23 protein-coding genes and 1 riboswitch are annotated in these 23,373 nt (G+C 70.3%); of the genes, 9 read left to right on the top strand and 14 right to left on the bottom strand.

Annotation, left to right across the window (positions count from 1 at the left end; translation table 11 throughout):
* Window positions 1-39 precede the first annotated feature (39 nt).
* Complete coding sequence (locus JUB13_RS14795) at window positions 40-597, bottom strand: hypothetical protein (protein ID WP_207480202.1); 558 nt, start codon at window positions 595-597, stop codon at window positions 40-42.
* A gap of 165 nt (window positions 598-762) precedes the next feature.
* Here JUB13_RS14795 and JUB13_RS14790 point away from each other — a divergent pair, with 165 nt between their 5' ends.
* On the top strand, window positions 763-984 hold the full coding sequence (locus JUB13_RS14790) for a hypothetical protein (RefSeq protein ID WP_207480200.1): 222 nt from the start codon (window positions 763-765) through the stop codon (window positions 982-984).
* Between the two features lie 104 nt (window positions 985-1,088).
* Here JUB13_RS14790 and JUB13_RS14785 read toward each other — a convergent pair whose 3' ends face one another.
* Entirely contained in the window at window positions 1,089-1,427 is a 339-nt protein-coding gene (locus tag JUB13_RS14785) for a hypothetical protein (RefSeq protein WP_207480198.1), read from the bottom strand.
* A gap of 371 nt (window positions 1,428-1,798) precedes the next feature.
* Between JUB13_RS14785 and JUB13_RS14780 the strand changes: the two genes are divergently transcribed.
* From JUB13_RS14780 to JUB13_RS14755, 6 genes are all read left to right on the top strand, one after another.
* Window positions 1,799-2,359, top strand: coding sequence for a F0F1 ATP synthase subunit delta (locus JUB13_RS14780; RefSeq protein WP_207480196.1), 561 nt, complete (start codon window positions 1,799-1,801; stop codon window positions 2,357-2,359).
* Entirely contained in the window at window positions 2,359-3,888 is a 1,530-nt protein-coding gene (gene atpA, locus JUB13_RS14775) for a F0F1 ATP synthase subunit alpha (RefSeq protein ID WP_207480194.1), read from the top strand. Before JUB13_RS14780 ends, atpA begins: the two co-directional genes overlap by 1 nt.
* 72 nt (window positions 3,889-3,960) lie before the next feature.
* Window positions 3,961-4,851, top strand: a complete 891-nt coding sequence (locus JUB13_RS14770) for a F0F1 ATP synthase subunit gamma (protein WP_207480192.1) — start codon at window positions 3,961-3,963, stop codon at window positions 4,849-4,851.
* A gap of 44 nt (window positions 4,852-4,895) precedes the next feature.
* The gene (gene atpD / locus JUB13_RS14765) at window positions 4,896-6,332 is read left to right on the top strand and encodes a F0F1 ATP synthase subunit beta (protein ID WP_207480190.1); all 1,437 of its coding nucleotides are present in this window, start codon (window positions 4,896-4,898) and stop codon (window positions 6,330-6,332) included.
* Between the two features lie 101 nt (window positions 6,333-6,433).
* Entirely contained in the window at window positions 6,434-6,856 is a 423-nt protein-coding gene (locus JUB13_RS14760; RefSeq protein ID WP_207480189.1) for a F0F1 ATP synthase subunit epsilon, read from the top strand.
* 137 nt (window positions 6,857-6,993) lie between these two features.
* A complete protein-coding gene (locus tag JUB13_RS14755; RefSeq protein WP_207480187.1) occupies window positions 6,994-7,818 on the top strand; it encodes a ferritin-like domain-containing protein in 825 nt (274 codons plus the stop codon).
* Window positions 7,819-7,851: 33 nt separating this feature from the next.
* On the opposite strand, the gene JUB13_RS14750 is transcribed toward JUB13_RS14755, so the two are convergent.
* The 9 genes from JUB13_RS14750 to JUB13_RS14710 form a co-directional block, all read right to left on the bottom strand.
* A complete protein-coding gene (locus tag JUB13_RS14750; protein WP_207480185.1) occupies window positions 7,852-8,529 on the bottom strand; it encodes a DJ-1/PfpI family protein in 678 nt (225 codons plus the stop codon).
* Window positions 8,530-8,551: 22 nt separating this feature from the next.
* Window positions 8,552-8,636, bottom strand: a riboswitch (ZMP/ZTP riboswitch).
* A gap of 67 nt (window positions 8,637-8,703) precedes the next feature.
* Complete coding sequence (locus JUB13_RS14745; protein WP_207480183.1) at window positions 8,704-9,588, bottom strand: RNA polymerase factor sigma-32; 885 nt, start codon at window positions 9,586-9,588, stop codon at window positions 8,704-8,706.
* Window positions 9,589-9,919: 331 nt separating this feature from the next.
* Window positions 9,920-10,759, bottom strand: a complete 840-nt coding sequence (locus JUB13_RS14740) for a hypothetical protein (RefSeq protein ID WP_207480181.1) — start codon at window positions 10,757-10,759, stop codon at window positions 9,920-9,922.
* A 145-nt stretch (window positions 10,760-10,904) separates the two neighbouring features.
* Entirely contained in the window at window positions 10,905-11,405 is a 501-nt protein-coding gene (locus tag JUB13_RS14735; protein ID WP_207480179.1) for a CarD family transcriptional regulator, read from the bottom strand.
* A gap of 342 nt (window positions 11,406-11,747) precedes the next feature.
* Entirely contained in the window at window positions 11,748-12,083 is a 336-nt protein-coding gene (gene fdxA, locus JUB13_RS14730) for a ferredoxin FdxA (RefSeq protein WP_207480177.1), read from the bottom strand.
* 43 nt (window positions 12,084-12,126) lie between these two features.
* Window positions 12,127-12,603: a tellurite resistance TerB family protein gene (locus JUB13_RS14725; protein ID WP_236024951.1), complete on the bottom strand. Its 477-nt coding sequence runs from the start codon at window positions 12,601-12,603 to the stop codon at window positions 12,127-12,129.
* Window positions 12,604-12,800: 197 nt separating this feature from the next.
* Window positions 12,801-13,610: a TerC family protein gene (locus JUB13_RS14720; protein WP_207480174.1), complete on the bottom strand. Its 810-nt coding sequence runs from the start codon at window positions 13,608-13,610 to the stop codon at window positions 12,801-12,803.
* Between the two features lie 161 nt (window positions 13,611-13,771).
* The gene (locus JUB13_RS14715) at window positions 13,772-14,074 is read right to left on the bottom strand and encodes an RNA-binding S4 domain-containing protein (protein ID WP_207480172.1); all 303 of its coding nucleotides are present in this window, start codon (window positions 14,072-14,074) and stop codon (window positions 13,772-13,774) included.
* Window positions 14,071-16,590, bottom strand: coding sequence for a helicase-related protein (locus JUB13_RS14710; protein ID WP_207480170.1), 2,520 nt, complete (start codon window positions 16,588-16,590; stop codon window positions 14,071-14,073). Before JUB13_RS14710 ends, JUB13_RS14715 begins: the two co-directional genes overlap by 4 nt.
* A 204-nt stretch (window positions 16,591-16,794) precedes the next feature.
* Here JUB13_RS14710 and htpG point away from each other — a divergent pair, with 204 nt between their 5' ends.
* The gene (gene htpG, locus JUB13_RS14705; protein ID WP_207480167.1) at window positions 16,795-18,681 is read left to right on the top strand and encodes a molecular chaperone HtpG; all 1,887 of its coding nucleotides are present in this window, start codon (window positions 16,795-16,797) and stop codon (window positions 18,679-18,681) included.
* 156 nt (window positions 18,682-18,837) lie between these two features.
* On the top strand, window positions 18,838-19,743 hold the full coding sequence (locus JUB13_RS14700) for a LysR family transcriptional regulator (RefSeq protein ID WP_207480165.1): 906 nt from the start codon (window positions 18,838-18,840) through the stop codon (window positions 19,741-19,743).
* Window positions 19,744-19,815: 72 nt separating this feature from the next.
* On the opposite strand, the gene JUB13_RS14695 is transcribed toward JUB13_RS14700, so the two are convergent.
* The 3 genes from JUB13_RS14695 to JUB13_RS14685 all read right to left on the bottom strand — a co-directional run bounded on the left by JUB13_RS14695 (window position 19,816) and on the right by JUB13_RS14685 (window position 23,315).
* A complete protein-coding gene (locus JUB13_RS14695) occupies window positions 19,816-19,992 on the bottom strand; it encodes a hypothetical protein (RefSeq protein WP_207480163.1) in 177 nt (58 codons plus the stop codon).
* Window positions 19,993-20,442: 450 nt separating this feature from the next.
* Entirely contained in the window at window positions 20,443-22,347 is a 1,905-nt protein-coding gene (locus JUB13_RS14690; RefSeq protein WP_207480161.1) for an adenylate/guanylate cyclase domain-containing protein, read from the bottom strand.
* A gap of 128 nt (window positions 22,348-22,475) precedes the next feature.
* A complete protein-coding gene (locus tag JUB13_RS14685) occupies window positions 22,476-23,315 on the bottom strand; it encodes a thermonuclease family protein (protein WP_207480159.1) in 840 nt (279 codons plus the stop codon).
* Between the last annotated feature and the right edge of the window lie 58 nt (window positions 23,316-23,373).

Below are 23,373 nucleotides of genomic sequence, written 5' to 3'. Positions count from 1 at the left end.
CGGCCGGCTTCCGAAGGCGGTGGAAACCTGTTCCGCCGCTCAGCCCGGACGGAGCAGGGCGAGAAGGGCCCGCCGGGCACGGCGCAGCAGCCCGCGCCCGGCGGACCGCGCCAGCGCAGCGGCCCTGGCCGCCATGCGCCAGGCATGCGATGCGCGCAGCCGGTCCATGAACGCGGCGGCGTGCCGGTAGAGCCAGGCGAACCACGGAATCGTCAGAAGCTTGGGCCGGCCGAAGCGGAACAGCCGCTCGACGGTCACGATCTTCAGCGCCTCGCCGCCGACGATCAGCGCAAGCCCCATTGCGGGGCTTCCCATCGCCAGCAGGTAGGCGCCCGCGAGCTTCAGCGGCTCCAGCAGGACGAGGGGGACCAGGACGAGGACCAGGGTGGGGTAGGGACCCAGCGACGCCACGCGGCGCTCCACCGCCCGCACCAGCGGCTGCCGTCCGAGCCAGCGCAGGAACGGCGCCAGCACGTGCAGCGCCAGGGCATCCAGCAGGAAGTAGACGATGCCGGCGGCGGTCAGCACGGCCGAGGCGGCGCGGCGCAGCGGCGCGCGCCTGCGGCGGGGCGGTCCCGGGTGCGGCTGCATGGCCATGGCTTCGCCTCGGGGCAGGAGGGCGGGCAGGGGCCGGAACGGGAACGATGCACCGGGCAGTGTGCGGGATGCCAGCGCCTTCCGGCGTGCTGCGAAGGCGTCCCGCCGCGACGCTTGGCGTCGGGCGCTGTTGGTGCTTGTCCGCAACCGACGGGAATGAGGGCCATGAAGGACCGCAGCAGCATTGAGGATCTGGCGAGGATCACGACCGAGCCCGCGCCGATCGAGACCGGGCCCGAGGCCGATTCCGTCAAGGCCGCCCAGAAGGCGGCCGCCATGGGCCAGGTCACGGACCCGCGCGAGGCGGCCCGCGTCTCGGCCGCGGACGAAGGGCGCGGCGGCGATTCGGACGAGGCTGCCGAAGAGCGGCCGGCCGAAGGGGCCTGAGGCCGCCCGAAGGCAGCCATGGGCGGGCCGGATCCAGGCCCGGAATGCGAAAGGGCCGGCGCCTTGCGGCGCCGGCCCTTTCCACTTGCGTGGGGGACGCAGTGTCAGACGACGGCGTTCTGGCTTTCGGCGGCCGTGCCGGTGCGCGCGGGACGGGCGCGCCAGATGGTGAGGCATTCCTGGGCGGTGTTGCCGGTGCCGATGCTGTGCCAGCCCTGGCGGTCGTTGAACCACAGCGTGTAGCGGCCGCGCTTGTCGCGCTCGAAGCTGAAGACGGGGCGGTCGATGTTGGGGAAGCTGACCAGAAGCCGGTCGAAATCCGAGCCCGACTGGCGCGAGACGCCGGCCCAGAGGCCGCGCTGCAGCCGCGGATCGGCGATGGTGTGGAATTCGCGGATGTCGGCCGGCGTGAACCGGGCGAGGCTGAACGCGACGACGGTCATGGTTGTCCCCAGTCTGCAAGTCGCCACCGTTTCGGTGGCGGACCAACATTGACCGGAAAGCAGTTAAGGCATGCTTAAGCGGCGGGACCATTTGGTCAGTGTTGGTCGCGACAATCCATTACAATTCCTTTGTTTTTAATGATCGCGAAAGGTTGCGGCGGCGCCGGCCGAGGGAGCGTTCCGGACTGTACGCGCCAGGGGGCGGATACGCGCTCCAGCGCAACGGGAGCGCAGGATTCCGCCGGTTGCGCCACTCAGATCTGTGTGTTATGTGACCGCTCGCCGCTTGGGAGGGGGCTGCCCAGCGCATCCGTTGCCGTACCTTCTGCCCCGCATAATCAATAGGTCTACGGACTGAACCGAGGTACCAGGTGGCATCACAAGGTACAGGCGCATCCGAGCTTGCCGGGCGCTACGCCGCGGCGTTGTTCGAACTCGCGGACGAGAACAAGGCGCTGGATCAGACCGCCGAGGATCTGACGGCGCTTCGCACGCTGCTGAACGAGAGCCCGGATCTGGCGCGCATGGTGCGCAGCCCGGTGCTGTCGCGCGCAGATCAGGCGCGGGCCATGGGCGCCATCATGGACAAGGCCGGCACGTCCGAGCTGGTGAAGCGCTTCATCGGGCTGGTCGCCCAGAACCGCCGCCTGTTCGCGCTGCAAGGCATGATCGACGCCTTCCTGGCCGAGCTGGCCCGCCGGCGCGGCCAGACGACGGCCCGCGTGGTCGCGGCCCGTCCGCTGACCGATGGCCAGGCCAAGGCGCTGCTCGAAGCGCTCCATTCCTCGCTGGGCCGTCAGGTCGCCATCGAGGTCGACATCGACCCGGCGCTGATCGGCGGCCTGGTCGTCAAGGTCGGCTCGCGGATGATTGACACTTCGGTCCGCACGAAACTGAACAAGCTGCAACTCGCCATGAAAGGGGTTGGCTGATGGAAATCCGCGCGGCGGAGATCTCCGCGATCCTCAAGCAGCAGATCGCGAATTTCGGTAACGAGGCGGATGTCGCCGAAGTCGGCCAGGTCCTCTCGGTGGGCGACGGCGTCGCCCGCGTTCACGGCCTCGACAACGTCAAGGCCGGCGAGATGGTGGAGTTCGCCAACGGCCTCAAGGGCATGGCGCTGAACCTCGAGACCGACAACGTCGGTGTCGTGATCTTCGGCAGCGACCGCGACATCAAGGAAGGCGACACGGTCAAGCGGACCGGCGCCATCGTCGAGGTCCCGGTCGGCCGCGGCCTTCTCGGCCGCGTGGTCGACGGCCTCGGCAATCCCATCGACGGCAAGGGCCCGCTGGTCGACGTGACCCGGCGCCGCGTCGAGGTGAAGGCTCCGGGCATCATCCCGCGCAAGTCCGTGCACGAGCCCATGCAGACCGGCCTGAAGGCGATCGACGCCCTGGTTCCGGTCGGCCGCGGCCAGCGCGAGCTGATCATCGGCGACCGCCAGACCGGCAAGACCGCCGTGGCGCTGGACACCTTCATCAACCAGAAGACCGTCAACGCCGCCGGCGACGAGAGCAAGAAGCTCTACTGCATCTACGTCGCCTGCGGCCAGAAGCGCTCCACGGTCGCCCAGATCGTGAAGACGCTCGAGGATTCGGGCGCGCTCGAGTACTCGATCGTCGTGGCGGCGACCGCCTCGGATCCGGCGCCCCTGCAGTTCCTGGCGCCCTACGCTGGCTGCGCCATGGGCGAGTTCTTCCGCGACAACGGCATGCATGCCGTGATCGTGTACGACGACCTGTCCAAGCAGGCGGTCGCGTACCGTCAGATGTCGCTGCTGCTCCGCCGCCCGCCGGGCCGCGAGGCGTATCCCGGCGACGTCTTCTATCTGCATTCCCGCCTGCTCGAGCGCGCGGCGAAGATGAACGATGAGCACGGCGCCGGCTCGCTGACCGCCCTGCCGGTCATCGAGACGCAGGCGGGCGACGTCTCGGCCTACATCCCGACCAACGTGATCTCGATCACGGACGGCCAGATCTTCCTCGAGACCGGCCTCTTCTATAAGGGCATCCGCCCGGCCATCAACGTCGGCCTGTCGGTGTCGCGCGTCGGCTCCGCCGCCCAGATCAAGGCGATGAAGCAGGTCGCGGGCACCATCAAGCTCGAGCTCGCCCAGTACCGCGAGATGGCCGCCTTCGCCCAGTTCGCGTCCGACCTCGACGCCGCGACCCAGCGCCTGCTGAACCGCGGCTCGCGCCTGACCGAGCTGCTGAAGCAGGGCCAGTTCCAGCCGATGCCGGTCGAGGAGCAGGTCGTCTCGATCTTCGCGGGCGTGCGCGGCTATCTCGACAAGGTCCGCGTCGAGGACGTCAACCGGTACGAGCAGCAGCTCCTCTCAGAGATCCGCTCGAAGGGCGTCGACATCCTCAACACGATCCGCACCGAGAAGGCGCTGTCCAAGGATACCGAGGGCAAGCTGGTGTCCTTCCTGGACAACTTCGCCAAGGTGTTCGCCTGATCGCTGGGGCGGCGGCCCCACGGCCGCCGCCCCGCCCTCCGACGTCTCCCCTCGCGCGCCTGAAGGCCCCGGATGCCAAGTCTCAAGGACCTCAAGAACCGGATCACCAGCGTCAAATCGACGCAGAAGATCACGGCAGCCATGAAGATGGTGGCGGCCTCCAAGCTGCGCCGCGCCCAGGACCAGGCCGAGGCCGGGCGTCCCTATGCCGAGCGCATGGCCCGGATGCTCAGCTCGCTGGCCGCCAACGTGCAGGCTGGCGGCGAAGGGCCGCGGCTGATGGCCGGCACCGGCAAGGACGAGGTGCACCTGCTGGTCGTCATGACCGCCGACCGCGGGCTCTGCGGCGCATTCAACAGCTCCATCGTGCGCGAGGCGCGGCGCCAGATCGCGCTGCTCCAGGGCCAGGGCAAGACCGTCAAGATCATGACCGTCGGCCGCAAGGGCCGCGACAACCTGCGCCGCACCCATGCCGGGCTGATCGGCCAGACCTTCGAAGAGGTCGGGCGCCGCCGGCTCAGCTTCGCCGATGCCGACCAGATCGCCGCCCGGGTGCTCGAGATGTTCGAGGCCGGCGAGTTCGACGTCTGCTCGGTGGTCTACAACCGCTTCAAGTCCGCCATGACGCAGATCGTGACGGTGCAGCAGGTCGTCCCCTTCGCAGTGCCGGAATCCACCGAGGCCGCCCCGGCCACGGACGAGGCCCGCGCGCTGTACGAGTACGAGCCCGACGAGGAGCAGATCCTGGCCGAGCTGCTGCCGCGCAACCTGTCGATCCAGGTCTACCGTGCGCTGCTCGAGAACGCCGCGTCCGAGCAGGGCGCGCGCATGACCGCCATGGACAACGCGACGCGCAATGCCGGCGACATGATCAACCGGCTCACGCTGACCTACAACCGGACGCGCCAGGCCTACATCACCAAGGAGCTGATCGAGATCATCTCCGGCGCCGAGGCGCTTTGACCCCCGTTTCCGCACAAGCACCAGTTCCGAGGGAGCGTACCCCGATGGCCAAAGAGAACCCGACCAACACCGTCGGCAGGATCACGCAGGTGCTGGGCGCCGTCGTCGACGTCCAGTTCGACGGCGATCTGCCTGCGATCCTGAACGCCGTGCACACCCAGAACGAGGGCCGCACCCTCGTGCTCGAGGTGGCGCAGCACCTCGGCGAGAACACGGTCCGCACCATCGCCATGGACACGACCGACGGTCTCGTCCGCGGCCAGGAGGTCGTCGACACCGGCGCCCCCATCTCCGTCCCGGTCGGCCCCGGCACGCTGGGCCGCATCCTGAACGTGATCGGCGAGCCCATCGACGAGCGCGGCCCGCTCGAGACGAAGCTGACCGCCCCGATCCACCGCCCGGCGCCCGAGTTCGCCGAGCAGTCCACGGAAGCCCAGATCCTGGTCACCGGCATCAAGGTCGTCGACCTTCTGGCGCCCTACGCGCGCGGCGGCAAGATCGGCCTGTTCGGCGGCGCCGGCGTCGGCAAGACCGTGCTGATCATGGAGCTCATCAACAACGTCGCCAAGGCGCACGGCGGCTACTCGGTCTTCGCCGGCGTGGGCGAGCGCACCCGCGAGGGCAACGACCTCTATCACGAGATGATGGAATCGGGCGTCATCAAGACCGATGGCTCGCCCTCGAAGGCGGCGCTCGTCTATGGCCAGATGAACGAGCCGCCGGGCGCCCGCGCCCGCGTGGGCCTGACCGGCCTGACCCTGGCCGAGTACTTCCGCGACGAGGAAGGCCAGGACGTGCTGTTCTTCGTCGACAACATCTTCCGCTTCACCCAGGCGGGCGCCGAGGTGTCGGCGCTGCTGGGCCGCATTCCCTCGGCGGTGGGCTACCAGCCGACGCTGGCCACCGACATGGGCGCCCTGCAGGAGCGCATCACCACCACCAAGAAGGGCTCGATCACCTCGGTCCAGGCGGTCTACGTCCCTGCGGACGACCTGACCGACCCGGCGCCGGCGACCTCCTTCGCCCACCTCGACGCGACCACGGTGCTCTCGCGCCAGATCGCCGAGCTCGGCATCTACCCGGCGGTGGACCCGCTGGACTCGACCTCGCGCATGCTCGACCCGCGCATCGTCGGCGACGAGCATTACGAGGTCGCCCGCTCGGTGCAGCGCGTCCTGCAGACCTACAAGTCCCTGCAGGACATCATCGCGATCCTGGGCATGGACGAGCTGTCCGAAGAGGACAAGCTGGTCGTCGCCCGCGCCCGCAAGATCCAGCGCTTCCTGTCGCAGCCCTTCCATGTCGCCGAGGTCTTCACGGGCTCGCCCGGCAAGCTCGTCGCCCTCGAGGACACCATCAAGGGCTTCAAGGGCATCGTGAACGGCGAGTACGACCACCTGCCCGAGGCGGCCTTCTACATGGTCGGCGCCATCGAGGAGGCGGTCGAGAAGGCCCGCAAGATGGCCGCCGAGGCGGCCTGACGACTGGCTGAGGAGGCCGGGCCCGCGCGCCCGGCCTGATGGAGCAGAAGGGGAGGCCGGGCCCGCGCGTCGGGCCCGGCCTGCGCGCCGAGGGACAGGATATGGCCGACAAAGTCGAGTTCGAGCTGGTTTCGCCGGAGCGGCTGATCGCCTCCCGCGCGGTGGACATGGTCGTCGTTCCCGGCGGCGAGGGCAATTTCGGCGTCCTTGCCGGCCACGCCCCCATGATCACGACGGTCCGTCCGGGCGTGATCGACATGTATGACGGCGACCAGGTGGTCGACCGGATCTTCGTGGCCGGCGGCTTCGCCGAGGTGACCGAGACCCGCTGCACGGTGCTCGCCGAGCAGGCGGTGGCGGTCGCCCAGATCGACCGCGCCGCGGCCGAGCAGGAGGTCCGCGACCTCGGCGAGGACGTGGAGGACGCCAAGTCGGAGGCCGAGCGCACCACGCTGGAGCATCGCCTCGCGATCGCGCAGGCGAAGCTGGCCGCCGTCGAGGCGGGCACGGCGGCCGCGCACTGACGGTGGCGCCCCCGGGCGCGGGCCGCTTCCCGGCGGTTGCATTCCGGGCGCGAGGACTGCATCTCTAGGCGCGAAGGCGCCGGTCGCGACCCGGCCGGCGCCTTCCGCGTTTCCGGCAAGGACGGATGGGGCAAGGCATGGCAATCCGGCACTGGACGTTGGACGATATCCCCTGGGACTCGCTCGATCCGTCGAAGGTCGACCCGGATCTGGTCAGGATCGTCAAGGCTGCGGCGCTGGTCGAGTACAACGGCCTCGACTACGCCACCTATCTCTGCAACGTCTTCCACGACGACCCCGAGTTCCAGCAGGCCGCCAGGGACTGGGCAGTCGAGGAAGTCCAGCACGGTGCCGCGCTGGGCCGCTGGGCGGAGCTCGTGGATCCCGGCTGGACGCTGGAGGGCGCCTTCGCGCGCTTCAAGGCGAACTACAAGCTGACGCTGGATGCCAAAGAGTCCGTGCGCGGCTCGCGCAGCGGCGAGCTGATCGCCCGCTGCATGGTCGAGACCGGCACCAGCTCCTACTACACGGCCCTGGGCGACGCGATCGAGGAGCCGGCGCTGAAGGCGATCTGCCGGCACATCGCGGCCGACGAGCTGCGCCACTACAAGCTCTTCTACCAGCACCTCAAGCGCTACCTGGAGCGCGAGGATCTGGGGCGGCTGCGGCGCCTGCGCATCGCGGTCGGCCGGGTCGCGGAGAGCGAGGACGACGAGCTCGCCTACGCCTACTGGGCGGCCAATGCGGGGCCGGACGACGCCTACGACCACACCCGCTACATCCGCGCCTACATGCGCAGGGCCTATTCCTGCTACCGGCCCGACCACGTGGATCGCGGCATCGCCATGATCTTCAAGGCCGTGGGGCTCAAGCCCCACACCACGCTCTACCGCGGCGCGACCAAGCTCGCCTGGTGGTTCATGGACCGCCGGGTGAAGGGCCTGATCCGCGAGGCGGCGTAGGGCCCAGCTCCCGTCCGCCGCATTCTCTGCCGGTCAGAGGCGGAGGGCGGCCGCGGCGCGCCGGGCGACCGAATCCCGCTGCTCCTGGAAGCCGCGGGCGTACTCGCGCACCGTGGCCACCGTCTCGGCCGGGGCCTTGGCAGGGGATCCCGCATGGAAGGGCGGGGCAGGGTCGTATTCCAGGCCGAGCTGGACCGCCCGGGCGCGCGCCTCGCCGAACATGCGGGCGACCAGCTCCAGCGCGAAGTCGATGCCCGAGGTCACGCCTGCGCCGGTCATACGGTCGCGGTCGACAACGACGCGCTCGGCCACCGGGACCGCGCCGAAATAGGCGAGCTGCTCCAGCGATAGCCAGTGGCAGGTCGCACGGTAGCCTTCAAGCAGCCCGGCGGCGGCCAGGACGAGCGAGCCCGTGCAGACGGAGGTCACCTGCCGCGCCCCCGCGGCCTGGCGCCGGAGGAAGGCCAGGGTTTCCTCATCCTCCATCAGCGCCAGCTGTCCGGGTCCGCCGGGCACGAACAGGATATCGGCCTGCGGGCAGTCGGCGAAGGCGGTGGTCGGCAGGATCCGCAGCCCGCTGGCGTCGGCGACGGGGTCGGCCGTCTTCCAGGCGAGGTGGAGGGTCAGTTCCGGACAGCGCGCCAGGATCTCGAAGGGACCCGTCAGGTCGAGCTGCGTCATCCGGGGGTAGGCGAGCATCACCACATGCATGGGGCATCTCCCGGCCGGTGAGAAAAGGTGCCCAGGCGAGCGGCGTCACTTCGGTGCCGCGTTCCCCGGTGGTGCTCCACCCGTTCTCGCCAGTCGCGCGGCCCGGCAAGAGGCTAAGCCCGGACGGGCCAGCACGGCAAGGCCGAGGCGCCGGCTTTGCCGTGCTGCCGGGCCCTACTGCTCGACCAGCAGCTCGTCGTGGTGCTCGACCTTCTGGCGCATGGTCTCGCGCAGCTTGGACATGGCGCGGTTCTCGAGCTGGCGCACGCGTTCCTTGCTGATGCCGAGCGCCCGGCCGAGCTCCTCCAGGGTCGCGCCCTCATCCCTCAGGCGCCGCTCGGCGATGATGCGCCGCTCGCGGGGGGTGAGCTGCCCCAGCGCCTCGGCGAGCCAGCGCGAGCGGGTCCGGCCGTCGCGCATGCCGATCACGACCTCCTCGGGCGTCGGACGCTGGTCCGGCAGGAATTCCTGCCAGGCGGCCTCGCTCGTATCGCCCACGGGCGCATTCAGCGACTGGTCCGCGGCGGCGAGCCGCATCTCCATGTGCTCAACCTCGGCGACCTCCACCTCGAGCTCCTCGGCGATCTTCCGGCGGGATTCCTCCGAGAGCGCTCCGCCCCCGATGCCCTCGATCCGTGCGCGCAGCCGGCGCAGGTTGAAGAACAGGGCCTTCTGGGCGGCGGTGGTGCCGGTGCGCACGATCGACCAGTTGCGCAGGATGTAGTCCTGCATGGCCGAACGGATCCACCAGGCGGCATAGGTGGAGAACCGGACCTCCCTGTCGGGTTCGAAGCGTGAGGCCGCCTGCATCAGCCCCACATTGCCCTCCTGGACGAGGTCGCCCAGCGGCAGGCCGTAGTTCCTGAAGCGCGAGGCCGTCGCCACCACCAGCCGGGTGTATGAACGGACCAGCTCGTGCAGCGCCGCCTCGTCGCCGCGCTCGCGCCAGCGGCGTGCAAGCTCGAACTCGTGCTCGCGCGCCAGCAGCGGCTCTCGCATCGAGGCCTTGATGAAACTTAGGTTCGCCCGCTGCGTCTGCGGATCGTCGATATGCGCCATTCCGGATTCCCCCTTCTGCAGGCCGCCGCGTTGCGCCGTCGGTTCGCCAATGTTACGCAGGGGAGGAGCTCCTGGATCTTGTATCCCGACGTATAGGATCGGACCTATACTTGGGATACCTGCCATCGCCGGGCTGTTGCCGGGCCGGCTGGACGGCCATCCGGAAAGCCGTCGGCGAACCGGACCTGAGGTCCGGACGGGGGGGCTGGAGAGGGGCCGGGAGCTTGCGCCAATGCGGTTCGAGGTTCGCTCCGGCCTGCCGCCGCTTCCAGCTCAACGAGCTTGGCGCGGCTCCACGCGATCTGCTGTCCACACCAGATCGCGATCCGCTCTAGGCCTCCAGGATCTCGAGGATTTCTCCGGCCGGTGTCAGGCAGGCGCAGGCGAGCCGACCGCCGCGGCCGGCGCCGCTATCGATCGTGGCCGAAGCCTCGCCGACCTGGATGCCGCCCAAGGCGGGGTCGTAGCCGCGGACGACGCGGCGAAAGGTCTCGTAGGGCTGCTCGATGCGCCCGAAGCCACCCGCGCCCCACCAGAAGGCATCGCCTTGCGCGCCCAGCGGCCGGGCGGGGTCCAGGCCGGCATGGACTAGGAGCAGCCCGGCGGGCTGCGGGTCCTCACCGGTCGCGCCATCCCTGCCGGGAGCGCTGGTGAAGGCAGCCCGACGCAGTGCGCTGAACAGCGTCTCGTGGCCGGGATGGGAGCGCATGGCGCTGCGCAGGCCCCCGGTCCAGCGGGTGAGGGCCACCGCGCCGGCGCGCGCCAGGCGCATGCCGTCCTCGGCGCCGCCGCCATAGGCCGCGAGCGTAGGCTCCACGCCGTGGTGCAGCATCCAGGCCAGGACCTCGGCAGGGTTGGGGGCGAGATGGATCTGCAGCAGCTTCTGCCACATCTCCTCCTGCCCGCCGCGCAGGTAGACCACGTCCGATGCCAGCATTCCCGGCATCGCGATCAGCGCCCGCCGGAACGCCAGCAACTCGTCGATGGTCTCGATGGTGCGGCCCTGCAGGCCGATCAGGTTCCCGAGATAGACGAGCCGGTCGCCCGGGACGAAGCGGTGCCCGATCTCGTCGTGCAGCGCCATGAGCCGCTCCACCTCTCCATGGACTGCGCCCAGGGCCCAGACCCTGCGCGGACTGCGGAGATCGGCGAAGACGGCGTTGTCGGACATGCGCGGCGGGGGCTCCGGGAGGTGATCCGCGCCAGAGTGTATGCGGGCCCCAGGTCCATGGATAGAGGGGGCAGTGCACCGCGGCAAAACGACAGGACCCGGCGCGGCCCCTCGGGCCGGCCGGGTCCCGGGCGGCGTCGCGGCCTCAGGCGGCCTTGGACAGGAACGCCTCGAGCCGCTCGGTGGCCTTCAGCTCGTCGATCCGCTCGACGGCGGCGAGCTCGCGTGCCAGTCGCTCCAGGGCGGCCTGGTAGATCTGGCGCTCGCTGTAGGACTGGTCGGACTGGTCGGTCCCGCGATAGAGGTCGCGGACGACCTCGGCGATCGAGACAGGGTCGCCGGAGTTGATCTTGGCCTCGTACTCCTGGGCGCGGCGGCTCCACATGGCGCGGCGAACCTTGCTCTTGCCCTGTAGGGTCTCCATGGCCTCCTTGATGCGGTCCTTGCTGCTGAGCCGGCGCAGCCCCGAATTGCGGGCCTTCGCGACCGGAACCTTCAGCGTCATGCGCTCCTTCTCGAAGGTGATCGCGTAGAGGGTGACCTCGATGCCGGCGATCGTATGGGTCTCGATCCCTGCGACGCGCCCGACGCCGTGGGCCGGATAGACCACGAAGTCCCCGGCGGCGAAATCAAGCTTGCTCGTCATTCCCAGTTGCTCTCGCAATCTTCAGGCTGGACACGCACCGGCCGGGCGGGTGCCCGGCAGGGGAAGAACAAGGCCCCGCGACCGGCATCGAAGACGCCAATCTCGAAGAATCCATGATTCGGAGCCCAGAGCACAGTCGCCCGGTCCGGCACTGCAACGGCCGGGCGATGCTGAAATATATAGGACTTTACAGACGGGTTACAAAAGGAATCCGGGAAATGGCCCGCCGAGGCCCAGCAAATACGTGCGTATGGCCGACCTGCAGATTCTGCATGCGGCCGAACCCTCGCCCCACCTGTTGGTGAATCTTCGCGTATCCGCCAAAAACGCGCAAGCGTACCGTTACGATTCGCCCGCGTCCGGCGTGAAGAACTTGGTGAACTTGTCCGGAACGCCCTTGAACGAGTCGGCGTCCGGCAGCGCATCCTTCTTCCGCGTCAGGTTAGGCCACTTCGCGGCATATTCGCGATTCAGCTCCAGCCAGCGTTCGGCGACCGGCTCCGTGTCCGGCACGATCGCCTCAGCCGGGCATTCCGGCTCGCACACGCCGCAATCGATGCATTCGTCCGGGTGGATCACTAGCATCGTCGCGCCCTCGTAGAAACAGTCCACGGGGCAGACCTCAACGCAGTCTGTGTACTTGCACTTGATGCACTGCTCGGTCACCACGTAGGGCATTGCGCACCCTCTCCTGGCCGGATCCGGTCCGGCGCTCCTCGTCCTACAGGTCGGTGGCGGGATCCACGATGCCGAGGCGGTCGAGCACCCGCTGACGCGCCGCTCCGCGGTCGCGGTCGGAGACGTAGAGCAGACCGCCTATACGACGCAAGAGGCTGGCCTCGAGATCGTGAAGTTTTCCGTCGGCATAGGCGACTTCCCACAGCATCTCGACGATCTCGACCCGTTGCTCGTAGCTGAACCGCTCGTTCAGGGTGCGGGCAAAGCGGTGCCACTCGACGGCCTCGGCACTCTCGCGCGCCGCCAGCCCGTGCAGGGTCTCCGCCTCTTCGTCGGTGAGGTCGAAGCGCTCGCGCACCAGCGTCTCGATTCGCACCGCCTCCGCAGGGGCCAGGTCCGCGTCCATCCGCGCTGCCTCGAACAGCAGCGCCGCCGCGGCGATCCGCGCCTCGCTCTCCTCCGATTCGCCCGAAGAGCCGCCCGCCGGTTCGAGCCACGCCTTGATCCGATTCAGCATCATCCATCCTCGTCTGCCGCGCGGCCTCGGTTCCGGCCGCAATCGCTCCAGCACGAACGATGCAACACAGATGGTGGCCCGGGGGCCCATGCGCAGGGCCGGGGACATTCGGAGAATCCTGAACGGGCGGGGCCGCTGGCCGGTCGCAGGGGTGGCCCGCGCGTTTCCCCGGCTCGTCCCTCAGGCCCGTGTCTCGTCCCTCAGGCGCGGTCTCGGCCGGCCACGGGGCCGCGCCGGGACGAGGCGTCGAGCGTCGTCCTGCCTGCGAGAGCCGGACGCGCCTCGCCGAGCTTGGCCGTCCGGCGGCGCCGGCGGGCGGCCGTCAGGTTCAGCGATTCCACCAGCACCGAGAAGGCAATGGCGAAGTAAAGGTAGCCCTTGGGGATGTGGAAGCCGAGCCCGTCGGCGACGAGCGTCACCCCCACCAGCAGCAGGAAGCTGAGCGCCAGCATTCGCACGGTGGGATGCCGGTTCACGAAGGCGCTGACGGGGTCCGCGGCCAGCAGCATCACGCCCACGGCGGCAATCACCGCGGCCATCATGATCTCGAGGTGGTCGGCCATGCCCACGGCGGTGATTACGGAGTCCAGCGAGAACACGATGTCCAGGACCATGATCTGGAGCACGACGGACAGGAAGCCGGCGTTGCGCCGCGGAGCCACCTCGTCCTCGTCCCCTTCGAGCGAGTGGTGGATCTCGGTGGTGCCCTTCAGCAGCAGGAACATCCCGCCCAGCAGCAGAATCAGGTCTCGGACCGAGACCGGATGGCCGGCCACGGCGAAGAGCGGCTCGGTCAGGGTCACGATCCAGGCGATCGAGGCGAGCAGCGCCAGCCGCGTCAGCATTGCGAGCGACAGCCCGACCCGCCGGGCCGCGTGCTGGCGCTCGGCCGGAAGGCGGGCCGCCATGATCGAGATGAAGACCAGGTTGTCGATGCCGAGCACGATCTCCAGCGCGGCGAGCGTCAGGAAGCTGGCCCAGGCGGCGGGGTCGGCGAGGATCTCGAGCATCGGCGCGGCTTCTCCTGCTCCGGCAACCCCCTGACAACCAGCGGGGCGCCAGCGGGTTGCGGAGCGTTCCGCAAAGAAGCCGGATCCGGCTTCGTGCGGCCGGACCCGGCGCGTCGCGCCGGCGCGGCTGACGCATCGCGTCAGCGTGCCGACGTGTCTCGTCAGCGTGGCAGGCGCGTCTCGGGGGTGGGCGGCGACAGGTCCTCGTAGAGGCCCTGGGCCTCGGGCGCGGGACCGCGGCGGGTGCCGACCGCCGCGATGCGGACGACGCGGATGTGCCCGCCCTGCACGAAGGTCAGCACGTCACCTGGCCGGACCGTCTGATGCGCCTTGGTGACGGGGGCGCCGGCAAGGCGCACGGCGCCGGCCTCCACCTGCTTGGCGGCCAGGCTGCGCGACTTGAAGAAGCGCGCGAACCACAGCCATTTGTCGAGGCGGATACGCTCCTCGGCAGCGCCGGTCATCGGCCGGTTCCGATGCGGCGCAGGGCCGCGAAGGGGGAATCGGACACCGGCGCGCTGCGCGGGGCGCCGCCCGGGCGGCGCTGCGCGGCGGCGCCACGGCGGCGCTTCCAGGTCTCCTTGCCGTCGGCCTCCTGACGGCGACGGTAGCCCAGAGCGGACAGCACGCCCTGGAGCTCGTCCACGGACGAGCCGATCAGCTGCGCCAGATCGGGCGTGGCCTCCAGGGGGCCGGCCCCTGCCCGGCGGTAGAGCTCGCGCTCGAAGCGCTCGAGCATGTCGACGCGGATCGCTCGCGGGCCCGTCGGCGGATAGCCCACCGCTTCCCAGAAGGCCCGGGGCGCGCCGCGGGTCGGCACGGCGACGCGCCCCGGCGCGGGCACCGGGGGAGGCAGGGGCAGCCCGTGCCGGACGGCCCAGAGGATCGCGCACAGCTCCACGGCCTGCGGGCGGACCGTCGCGGGCATGAAGACGTGCCCCGTACCCAGGATGACGCCCAGCGCGGCGAGCGCCCGGCGGTCGGCTTTCTCCAGCCCATCGATCTGCACGCTCAGGTCGGCGCGCGGCAGGCAGCCGAGCGCCTCGACGAGCTGGAAGGCCAGACCCCGCGCGGCGCCGGTCAGCGCGACGCCGTGCGCATCCGCATCGCGCAGCGCCAGGAGCGGCTGCAGGCGGCGGCCGGTCTCCGCCTCTATCCAGCGTGCCAGCCGGTCGCGCAGCCGGTCGCGCTGCGCACTGTCGAGCAGGTCGTCGTGGAGGGGCACCACCAGCGGGGCCAGGATCGAAGGCCCCGGCGCCAGGCGCGCCACGGGCATGCCCTTCCAGACCAGGACGGCGTCCGGCAGTAGCGCGAAGGCGTCGTCGCCCTCGGCCTCGATCTCGGCGATACGGCGGGCGATCTCGCCCCGCAGCACGCGCCGCGCCGCCGTCAGCAGGGCGCGCGCGTCCTCGCCGACGGCGTCGGGATCGGGCACGAAGCGCAGCCCCTCGATCCGCCCGACCGGATGGCCCTCGACCAGCACCTCGCCGTCGGGCCGCACCGCCCCCAGAAGGTCCGCGCCGCTCTTCAGGCTCTTCACCAGCATAGCGGAGCGGCGGTCGATGAAGCGTTGGGTCAGGCGCTCGTGCAGGGCGTCCGACAGCTTGTCCTCGATCTCCCGGGTCCGTCCCTGCCAGTGGGCGGCGTCGCCGAGCCAGTTCGGCCGGTTCGAGACGTAGGTCCAGGTGCGGACATGGGCGATCCGCGCCACCAGCGCGTCGATGTCGCCCTCGGTGCGGTCGAGCCGGTCGACCTGCCGGGCCACCCAGTCCTCTGGCAGGCGGAACGGCGTGCGTGCCAGGTGCAGGTAGAGCTGCGAGAGCAGCTTGGTATGCGCGTCGGACAGGATCTTCCGAAAGTCCGGGACTTGGCAGACCTCCCAGAGCAGCGCGACGGCGTTGCGGCCCACGGCCGTCTTCGCGACCTCGGGGTCGCGGGCGAGCGCCTCGAGCGCGAGCTGGTCGTCGGCTTCGCGCGCACGGATCAGCTCCGGCGCGGCCGGACGCTGCTCCAGCGAGCGCAGCAGCGCCTGCGGGCTCTCGAAGCGCAGGCGCGAGTTGCGCCACATCAGGGTCTTCAGCGGCTCGAAGCGGTGGTTCTCGACGCGGTCGACCGTCTCCTCGTCGAGCCCTTCGACATCGGCGGTGGTGCCGAAGGTGCCGTCGCGCATGTGCCGGCCGGCGCGGCCGGCGATCTGCGCGATCTCGGTCGCGCGCAGGCGTCGCGGCGCGATGCCGTCGAACTTCACGAGGCGGGCGAAGGCGACATGGTCGACATCCATGTTGAGTCCCATGCCGATCGCGTCGGTGGCGACCAGGTAGTCGACCTCGCCGGCCTGGTAGAGCCCGACCTGTGCGTTCCGGGTGCGCGGGCTCAGCGCGCCGAGGACGACCGCCGTGCCCCCGCGCTGGCGCCGGATCAGCTCGGCGATGCCGTAGACCTCGGTCGCCGAGAAGGCGACCACGGCCGAGCGGGGCGGCAGCTTGGTGAGCTTACGGGCGCCCGCATAGGTCAGCTTCGAGAAGCGCGGCCGGCTGACATGCTCGCAGTCCGGGACCAGCGTCTGGATCAGCGGCCGGATCGTGTCGGAGCCCAGGAACATGGTCTCCTCCATGCCCCGGGCATTCAGCAGGCGGTCGGTGAAGACATGGCCGCGCTCGGTGTCGGCGCAGAGCTGGATCTCGTCCACCGCCAGGAACGCCACCGCCCGGTCGAGCGGCATTGATTCGACCGTGCAGACGAAATACTGGGGGTTCGGCGGAACGATCTTCTCCTCGCCCGTCACCAGGGCGACCGCGGCCGGGCCGCGGGCCTTCACGATCCGGTCGTAGTTCTCGCGCGCGAGCAGGCGAAGGGGGAAGCCGATCATCCCCGACCGGTGGGCCAGCATCCGCTCGATTGCGAGGTGGGTCTTCCCGGTATTGGTCGGGCCGAGAACTGCAGTGATCCGGCCGCGACCCGCGATGGCGGACGCACTCATGCCCGTAAGCTTGGCATCGCGGCGACCGTTTGCAAGAACAAGGAAGGAGCGTACCGGCCACCCGGGCGGACCCGTCCGGGCGCAATCGGGGCGTATCGGGCACTATCGGCGACTGCTGGCCGCCGATCCCTTGCGGCGCCGCGCGACCTCGCACATATCTGCGCCAGTTTTGGGCAATTCACCGTGCATCGGGGTAGGAAGGTCATGACGGAGGAACGGTTCGGCTTTCAAGCCGAGGTCAGCCGGCTGCTCGACATCGTGGCGCACTCCCTCTACAGCGAGAAGGAGGTGTTCCTGCGCGAGCTCGTCTCCAACGCGTCCGACGCGTGCGACAGGCTCCGCTACGCCGCCCTGACACAGCCCGGCCTGCTGGCCGAGGACACGGAACTCGGCATCCGGCTCCTGGCCGACGGCGGGGCCGGCACGCTGACGGTCGCGGACAACGGCATCGGCATGAGCCGCGACGAGCTGATCGAGAACCTCGGCACCATCGCGCGTTCGGGCACGGCCGCCTTCCTGGAACGGCTCAGCGGCGACGCGCGCAAGGACGTCTCGCTGATCGGGCAGTTCGGCGTCGGCTTCTATTCGGCCTTCATGGTGGCCGACAGGGTCGAGGTGCTGACCCGCAAGGCCGGCGAGGACCAGGGCTGGCGCTGGACCTCCGACGGGCGCGGCGAGTTCTCGGTGGCCGAGGAGGCCGGTGTGCCGCGCGGCACGCGCGTGATCCTTCACCTGAAGGACGATGCCAAGGAATACCTGGAGCAGCAGCGACTCGGCGCGGTGATCCGCCGCTACTCCGACCACGTGGCGCTGCCGATCCGCTTCGGCGAGGGCGCCGACGCACCGACCCTGAACCGCGCCTCGGCGCTGTGGACCCGCCCGCGCGCGGAGATCGGCGAGGACGAGTACAAGGAATTCTACCACCATGTCGGCCACGCCTTCGATGCGCCCTGGCTGACCGTCCATTGGCGGGCCGAGGGGAAGATCGAGTACACCGGCCTGCTTTTCGTGCCGGAATCCAAGCCCTTCGATCTCTTCGACCCGCGGCGCCGGCACCACGTGAAGCTCTACGTCCGGCGGGTCTTCATCACCGACGAGGCCGAGGGTCTCGTTCCGGGCTACCTGCGCTTCCTGCGCGGCGTGGTGGACAGCGAGGACCTGCCGCTGAACGTCAGCCGCGAGATGCTGCAGAACAACCCGCTGCTGGCCAAGATCAAGGCCGGCGTCACGCGCCGGGTGCTCGGCGATCTCGTGAAGAAGGCGGAGGATCCGGCCGAGGCTGAGCGCTTCGCCGCCTTCTGGGAGAATTTCGGCGCCGTGCTGAAGGAGGGCCTCTACGAGGACTTCGAGCACCGCGACCAGCTCCTGAAGCTCGTGCGGTTCCGCAGCACGGCGTCGGACGCGCTGGTGTCGCTGGCCGAGTACGTGGCCCGGATGAAGGAGGGCCAGGACGCGATCTACTACATCACCGGCGATGACATCGAGGCGCTGCGGCGCAGCCCCCAGCTCGAAGGCTTCCGGGCAAAGGGCGTGGAGGTGCTGCTGCTGACCGATGCCGTCGACGAGTTCTGGATCCCCCATGTGGGGAGCTTCGACGGAAAGCGGTTCAAGTCGGTGACCCGCGGCGGGGCGGACCTTTCCAAGGTGAAGGCTGGGCCCGATGCCGAGAAGAAGCCGGCCGAGACCGTGCCCGCCGATGCGCTCGGCGGCCTCGTCGCCTTCCTGAAGGCCACGCTGGGCGGCGCGGTGAAGGACGTGCGGTCCTCGGAGCGGCTGACCGACAGCGCCGTCTGCCTGGTGGCCGACGAGGGCGACGTGGACATGCACCTGGCGCGGCTGCTGAAGCAGCATCAGCAGCTCACCGAGACAGAGCCGCGCGTCCTGGAGGTCAATCCCGGGCACAGCCTGATCCGCCGCATGGCCGGGATGGCATCGGAGGGCGCCACCGCCGACCCGGCGCTCGCCGACCTCGCCTGGCTGCTGCTGGACCAGGCCCGCATCGTCGAGGGCGAGACGCTGCCGGATCCGGCGGCCTTCTCCCGCCGGCTGTCGAGCCTGATGGAAAAAGGTCTCGCCCCTCTAGCCGCGTAACTCACGCCACTTGTGGCGCGAGCGGATGGCAAAGCTGCCGTCCGGCGGTTTGCCGGGCGGCAGCGCTCATGCCGGATCCCGGATGCATCGCGTCGCAAGGGCGCAGGGGCGCCAAACGATTTTCCGGAGATCGCGGGCGCGGCTATACTTGGCCGTATGACCGCAAGTGAGCCCGGCTGGGATCTCTACCGCACCTTCCTCGCCGTGCTCCAGGAGGGCTCGCTGTCGGGCGCGGCACGGGCGCTCGGGCTTGCCCAGCCCACCATCGGGCGGCATATCGACGCTCTCGAGCAGGCGATGGGCTTCCAGCTCTTCACGCGCTCGCAGCACGGGCTGACCCCCACCGAGGCCGCGGTCGAGCTGCGCCCCTATGCCGAGGCGCTGTCGGCGACGGCGGCCTCGCTGCTGCGCGTCGCCTCGGGCCACGGCGGCGCGGTGCAGGGAGCCGTCCGCGTCACGGCGAGCGAGGTGATCGGGGTCGAGGTCATGCCGCCGATCCTGGCGGCCCTGCGCGAACGCCATCCGCTCCTGGTGATTGAGCTCTCGCTCTCGAACAGCGTCGAGGACCTGCTGCGCCGCGACGCCGACATCGCCGTCCGCATGGTCGAGCCCAGCCAGGGCGCGCTCCTGGCCCGGCGCGTCGGCGCAGTCACCCTGGGCCTGCATGCGCACCGCCGCTATCTCGACAGCCGCGGCATTCCGGCCCGCATGGAGGATCTGGCGAACCATACGGTGATCGGCTTCGACCGCGAGACACCCGGGATCCGGAGCATGGTGGCCCGGACGCCGGGGTTCAGCCGCGCCCAATTCGCATTGCGCAGCGACAGCGATCTGGCCCAGCTCGCGGCGATCCGCGCGGGTTTCGGAATCGGCGTGTGCCAGGTCGGGGTCGCCCTGCGCGATGCGGATCTCGTGCGTGTCCTGCCCGACGTGTTCTCGCTCGAACTCGGCACCTGGCTGGCGATGCATGAGAACCTGCGGACGAGCCGCCGTTGTCGCGTCGTCTTCGATGCCTTGGCCGACGGGCTCGGCGACTATGTCAGGGGGTCCGGTGGATCCTAGGGCGCGCCCTGCTCTGGCCGGGCGCACGTGCCGGCGGGCAGGGCGGGGCGGACAAGGTAGGGCCGCGGTCGCTCAGCGGACGGTCACCGGCGTGCGCGTCGGGGGCGGCAGCCGGACATCCACGAAGTCCGCGTCATCGATGCTGCCCTTCAGCTTTGCCAGGATACGCTCGATCTCCTCGCGGCGGCGGCCGGTGGCTGTCCGCAGGAGGGTTTCGAGGTCCGCGATCGCACGATGGGCGGTAGGCATCGTAAACCATCGATTAATGGTGAATCGAACGTAACCTATCCTATCTCGCGAGTTAACCTTTTTTGCAAGGTCGCCAGGGGGGTAGCATCCAAACCGGGCGAGGTGTGTTTCTTCTGCAACAGTGTTGCGAATGGCAAGGGTAACGAGCAATGGTCGGGAGGGGCTCGGCCAGCGTCGGCCTGAGGGCCACTAGGCGAGAATGGCTGCTCGTCTTGCCCGAGCTGGCGGAGCCCTGCTCGATGGACATGCGTTGATGTCCGTCACGCAGGCTCATTCCTGCATTGGAAGCATCGCAACTCGTTGGGTGGAGGCTTTCCCCGATAAAGAAGGGCCGCCCGCCTGGGTGGGGCCTAGTGCCTCCCGAAAGGGTTATAAGCGCGCTGCGGTGACCCCGTGGCGACCCGTGGCGGGGCGAGGGGCGCGGGCGAGACCTGGCAATCCGCGGGCGGATCAGGCCGCCGGGCGGTCCCCGCTGCCCAAGGCGGCGCCGTCGTTGCGCAGCCTGTACAGCTCCACATGGCCGGACCGGCCGCGCAGCCGGTGGGTCCCCACGGGCTCGAGGCCCGGCTGCGGACCCGCCGCCGCCGCGGTGACGCCCGAGCACAGAACGAGCACGTCCTCGGCCGCCGTGCCCGCGAGGCTTCCGGCGAGCTCCTCGATGCGCTGGGCGATGTTCACGGTGTCGCCCACGATGGTGTAGTTCAGGCGGCTCGCCGATCCGATGTTGCCGACGATCACCGGGCCGGTGTGAAGCCCGATGCGGACCCCGACCGGCGCCTCGCCCCGGGCCGCCCGCGCCTGGTTGTCCTCGGCCACAGCCAGCGCAATCTGGCGCGCCGCCGCCAGGGCGCGGGCGGCCTGGTCGTCCTGGACCTCGGGCGCGCCCCAGAAGGCCATGACGGCATCGCCGATGAACTTGTCGACGGTTCCGCCCTCGGCCTCGATGCAGGCGGCGAGCCGGCCGAAATGCTGGTTCAGCAGCGCCGCCGTCTCGGTCGGGCCGAGATCCTCGGCCAGGCGGCTGAAGCCGCGGATGTCGGTGAACATCACCGTCACCTGGCGCTCCTCGGAGACGAGCTCGCCCATCTGCGCCGCGCGCTGGCCGATCAGCCGGAGCACCAGCTTCTTGGGAACGTAGGTCTCGAACCAGCGCAGGCCGGCGACCATGGTGTTGAAGGCCTGGGCCGCGTCGGAGATCTCGCGGAAGCGGCTGTCGGGCAGCCGCGGCGCGCCCCGGAAGTCCAGCGTCGCGACGCTGGCGGCCGCAGCGGCGATGCGCGCGACCTGCCGGCTGATGGCGAGGCCGGCCAGCAGCGCCACGGCGACCGAGGCCAGCAGGATCGCGATCCCGACCAGCGCCGCGGTCTGCAGCCGCTCGATCTCGGCGCCGACATCGTCCAGGCGGACGCTGATCCCGACGGTCCAGGGCTGGGGGCCGTAGCCCTCCAGCGGGCGCAGCAGGAACAGGTAGCTTTCGGCCCCGACATCGACGAGCCGCGCCTCGGTCTGCGGGCCCAGCGGCGGCGACTGCACCTGGCCCTCCCACAGGCGGGACAGGATCGGGTCCTCGACCTCGGCGACCAGGGGCAGCGGGATGCCGCCCTGCCGGCGGGACAGGTCGAGTTCGAGATATCGCAGGTTCTGGTGCGCGAGCACGTGCTCGCGGTCGAACAGCACGAAGGCGCTGAGATTTTCGTCGACGAACAGCTCGGACAGGAAGCGAGACAGGTCGCCAAGCGACACGGCGACCACCAGCACCCCCGCGAAGCGCTCACCCTTGCGCACGGGGTGGCGCAGGGTCAGCACCGTCGTCTTCAGGTCGGTCGACCACGTCGGCGGCGCCCAGTAGGGGCCGCGCCGGTCGCGCGCCTCCTGCACGCCCTGGATCACCTGCTGGTCGGCGGACTGGTCGACCTCCTCGGTCCACAGCACGCCCTCGGTGCGGCCCGCCCGCAGGGTCCGGTAGTCCGGGCCGATGAACGAGATGCTCGTGACCTGGGGCGTGGCGGCCAGCGCTCCGGTCAGCACAGTGATCATCTGGGCGCGGTCGCCGGTGTCCAGGACCGCGCTCTCGACCAGCCCGTTCAGATAGGCGACCTGGGCGTTGGCGGGGTCGAGCTGGTGGCGCACGCGCACGACCACCCCGCGCAGCGCCAGGTCGGCCTTGTCGCTGAGCAGGGCGAAGGTGTTCCGTCCCGCGCTGACGAGGCCGAGCGCGAGAACGGTCGCGACCGCTAGCGTGGTCAGCGCCCCGAAGCCCGTGACCAGCACCGCCGCCAGCGGCAGGCGCAGGCGCCGTGCCCGGCCCGAGGGACGGGTCTCCGAGACATCTGCTTGGAGCGGCGGTGCGGACATGGCCGGGACACTAGAGCACGGCCCCCCGGATGGGAACGCCGGAAGCGGGAAGCCGGCCGAAAATATTGAAATCCCCGGGAATTCCCGTCCGCGGCGCGGATGCATGCGAGGCGGGGAAGCACGGGCGGTCAGGGAAGGATCTGCACCTGCTCGGGATGCGTGAGGTCCATGGCGGGGCCGGCACGCTCGAACAGCCAGCCGCGCAGGCGCACCCGCCGGCCCGCCAGCCCGGCCGCATCCAGCCCGGCCCTGCGGAAGGCGCGGAGGTCCCGCGCCTCGATCGCGGCGGTGAAGTCGGTCCGCCAGTCCGTGCCGAAATTCAGGTAGATTCGGTCGCGCACGCGCCCGACCGCCAGCACGATGCCCTCCACGAGGTGGAAGCGCTCGGGCGGTCCCGGCCGGGCCGCCGCGCTCCGCACGCGGAACCGCGGATCCGCCCAGATACCGCGGCGCCCCTCCCGCGCCTCCGCCTCGGCGGCAAGCATCTCGGCCGCCCGGTCCCGCTCGTCCGGCCGGGTGCGGACCCGGGCATGCCCCGCGCGCAGCAGCGCGTCCTGGATCCACAACCCGTCCTCGCGGCGGAGCTGGACCGTGATGCGGCCGTGCCTGTCCACCGGGGCGGCAGGGTCGAGGGGCATCATCCGGCGGCCGAGAACCAGCGCCGCCAGCGCCTGGCGCGCCGCCTGCGCGGCCGCACCCTCGGCCGTGTCCTCCGGGGCGTCCCCAGGCCCGTCCTCCTGCCCGTCCTCCTGCCCGTCCCCCCACCCGTCCTGGATCTTTTCCTCTCCCGGGAGGGCGAGGCCCGCGAGGCGCAGCAGGGTCCCGTCCTCCAACGCCAGGATACCTGCCCCCGCGACCTCGGAGACCAGGGGGCCGGGCGTCGCCTCGGCCGCGGGGCAGGGCGCCGCCGGAAGCCATGCCGCAAGGGTCGCCGCCAGCAGGAGCGCGGACCGGAAGTGTCCCGTCATGCTTTGCCTTGACGCCTCCCCGCCCCTAAACTGCGCCGGCCCGTCCGCCGAGAAGGCC

Origin of the sequence: Arenibaculum pallidiluteum (assembly GCF_017355985.1) — a bacterium.
GTDB classification, from domain to species: Bacteria; Pseudomonadota; Alphaproteobacteria; order Azospirillales; family Azospirillaceae; genus Arenibaculum; species Arenibaculum pallidiluteum.
The sequence above is the reverse complement of the archived record's forward strand: the minus strand, read 5'-3'. Positions and strand labels throughout refer to the sequence as shown.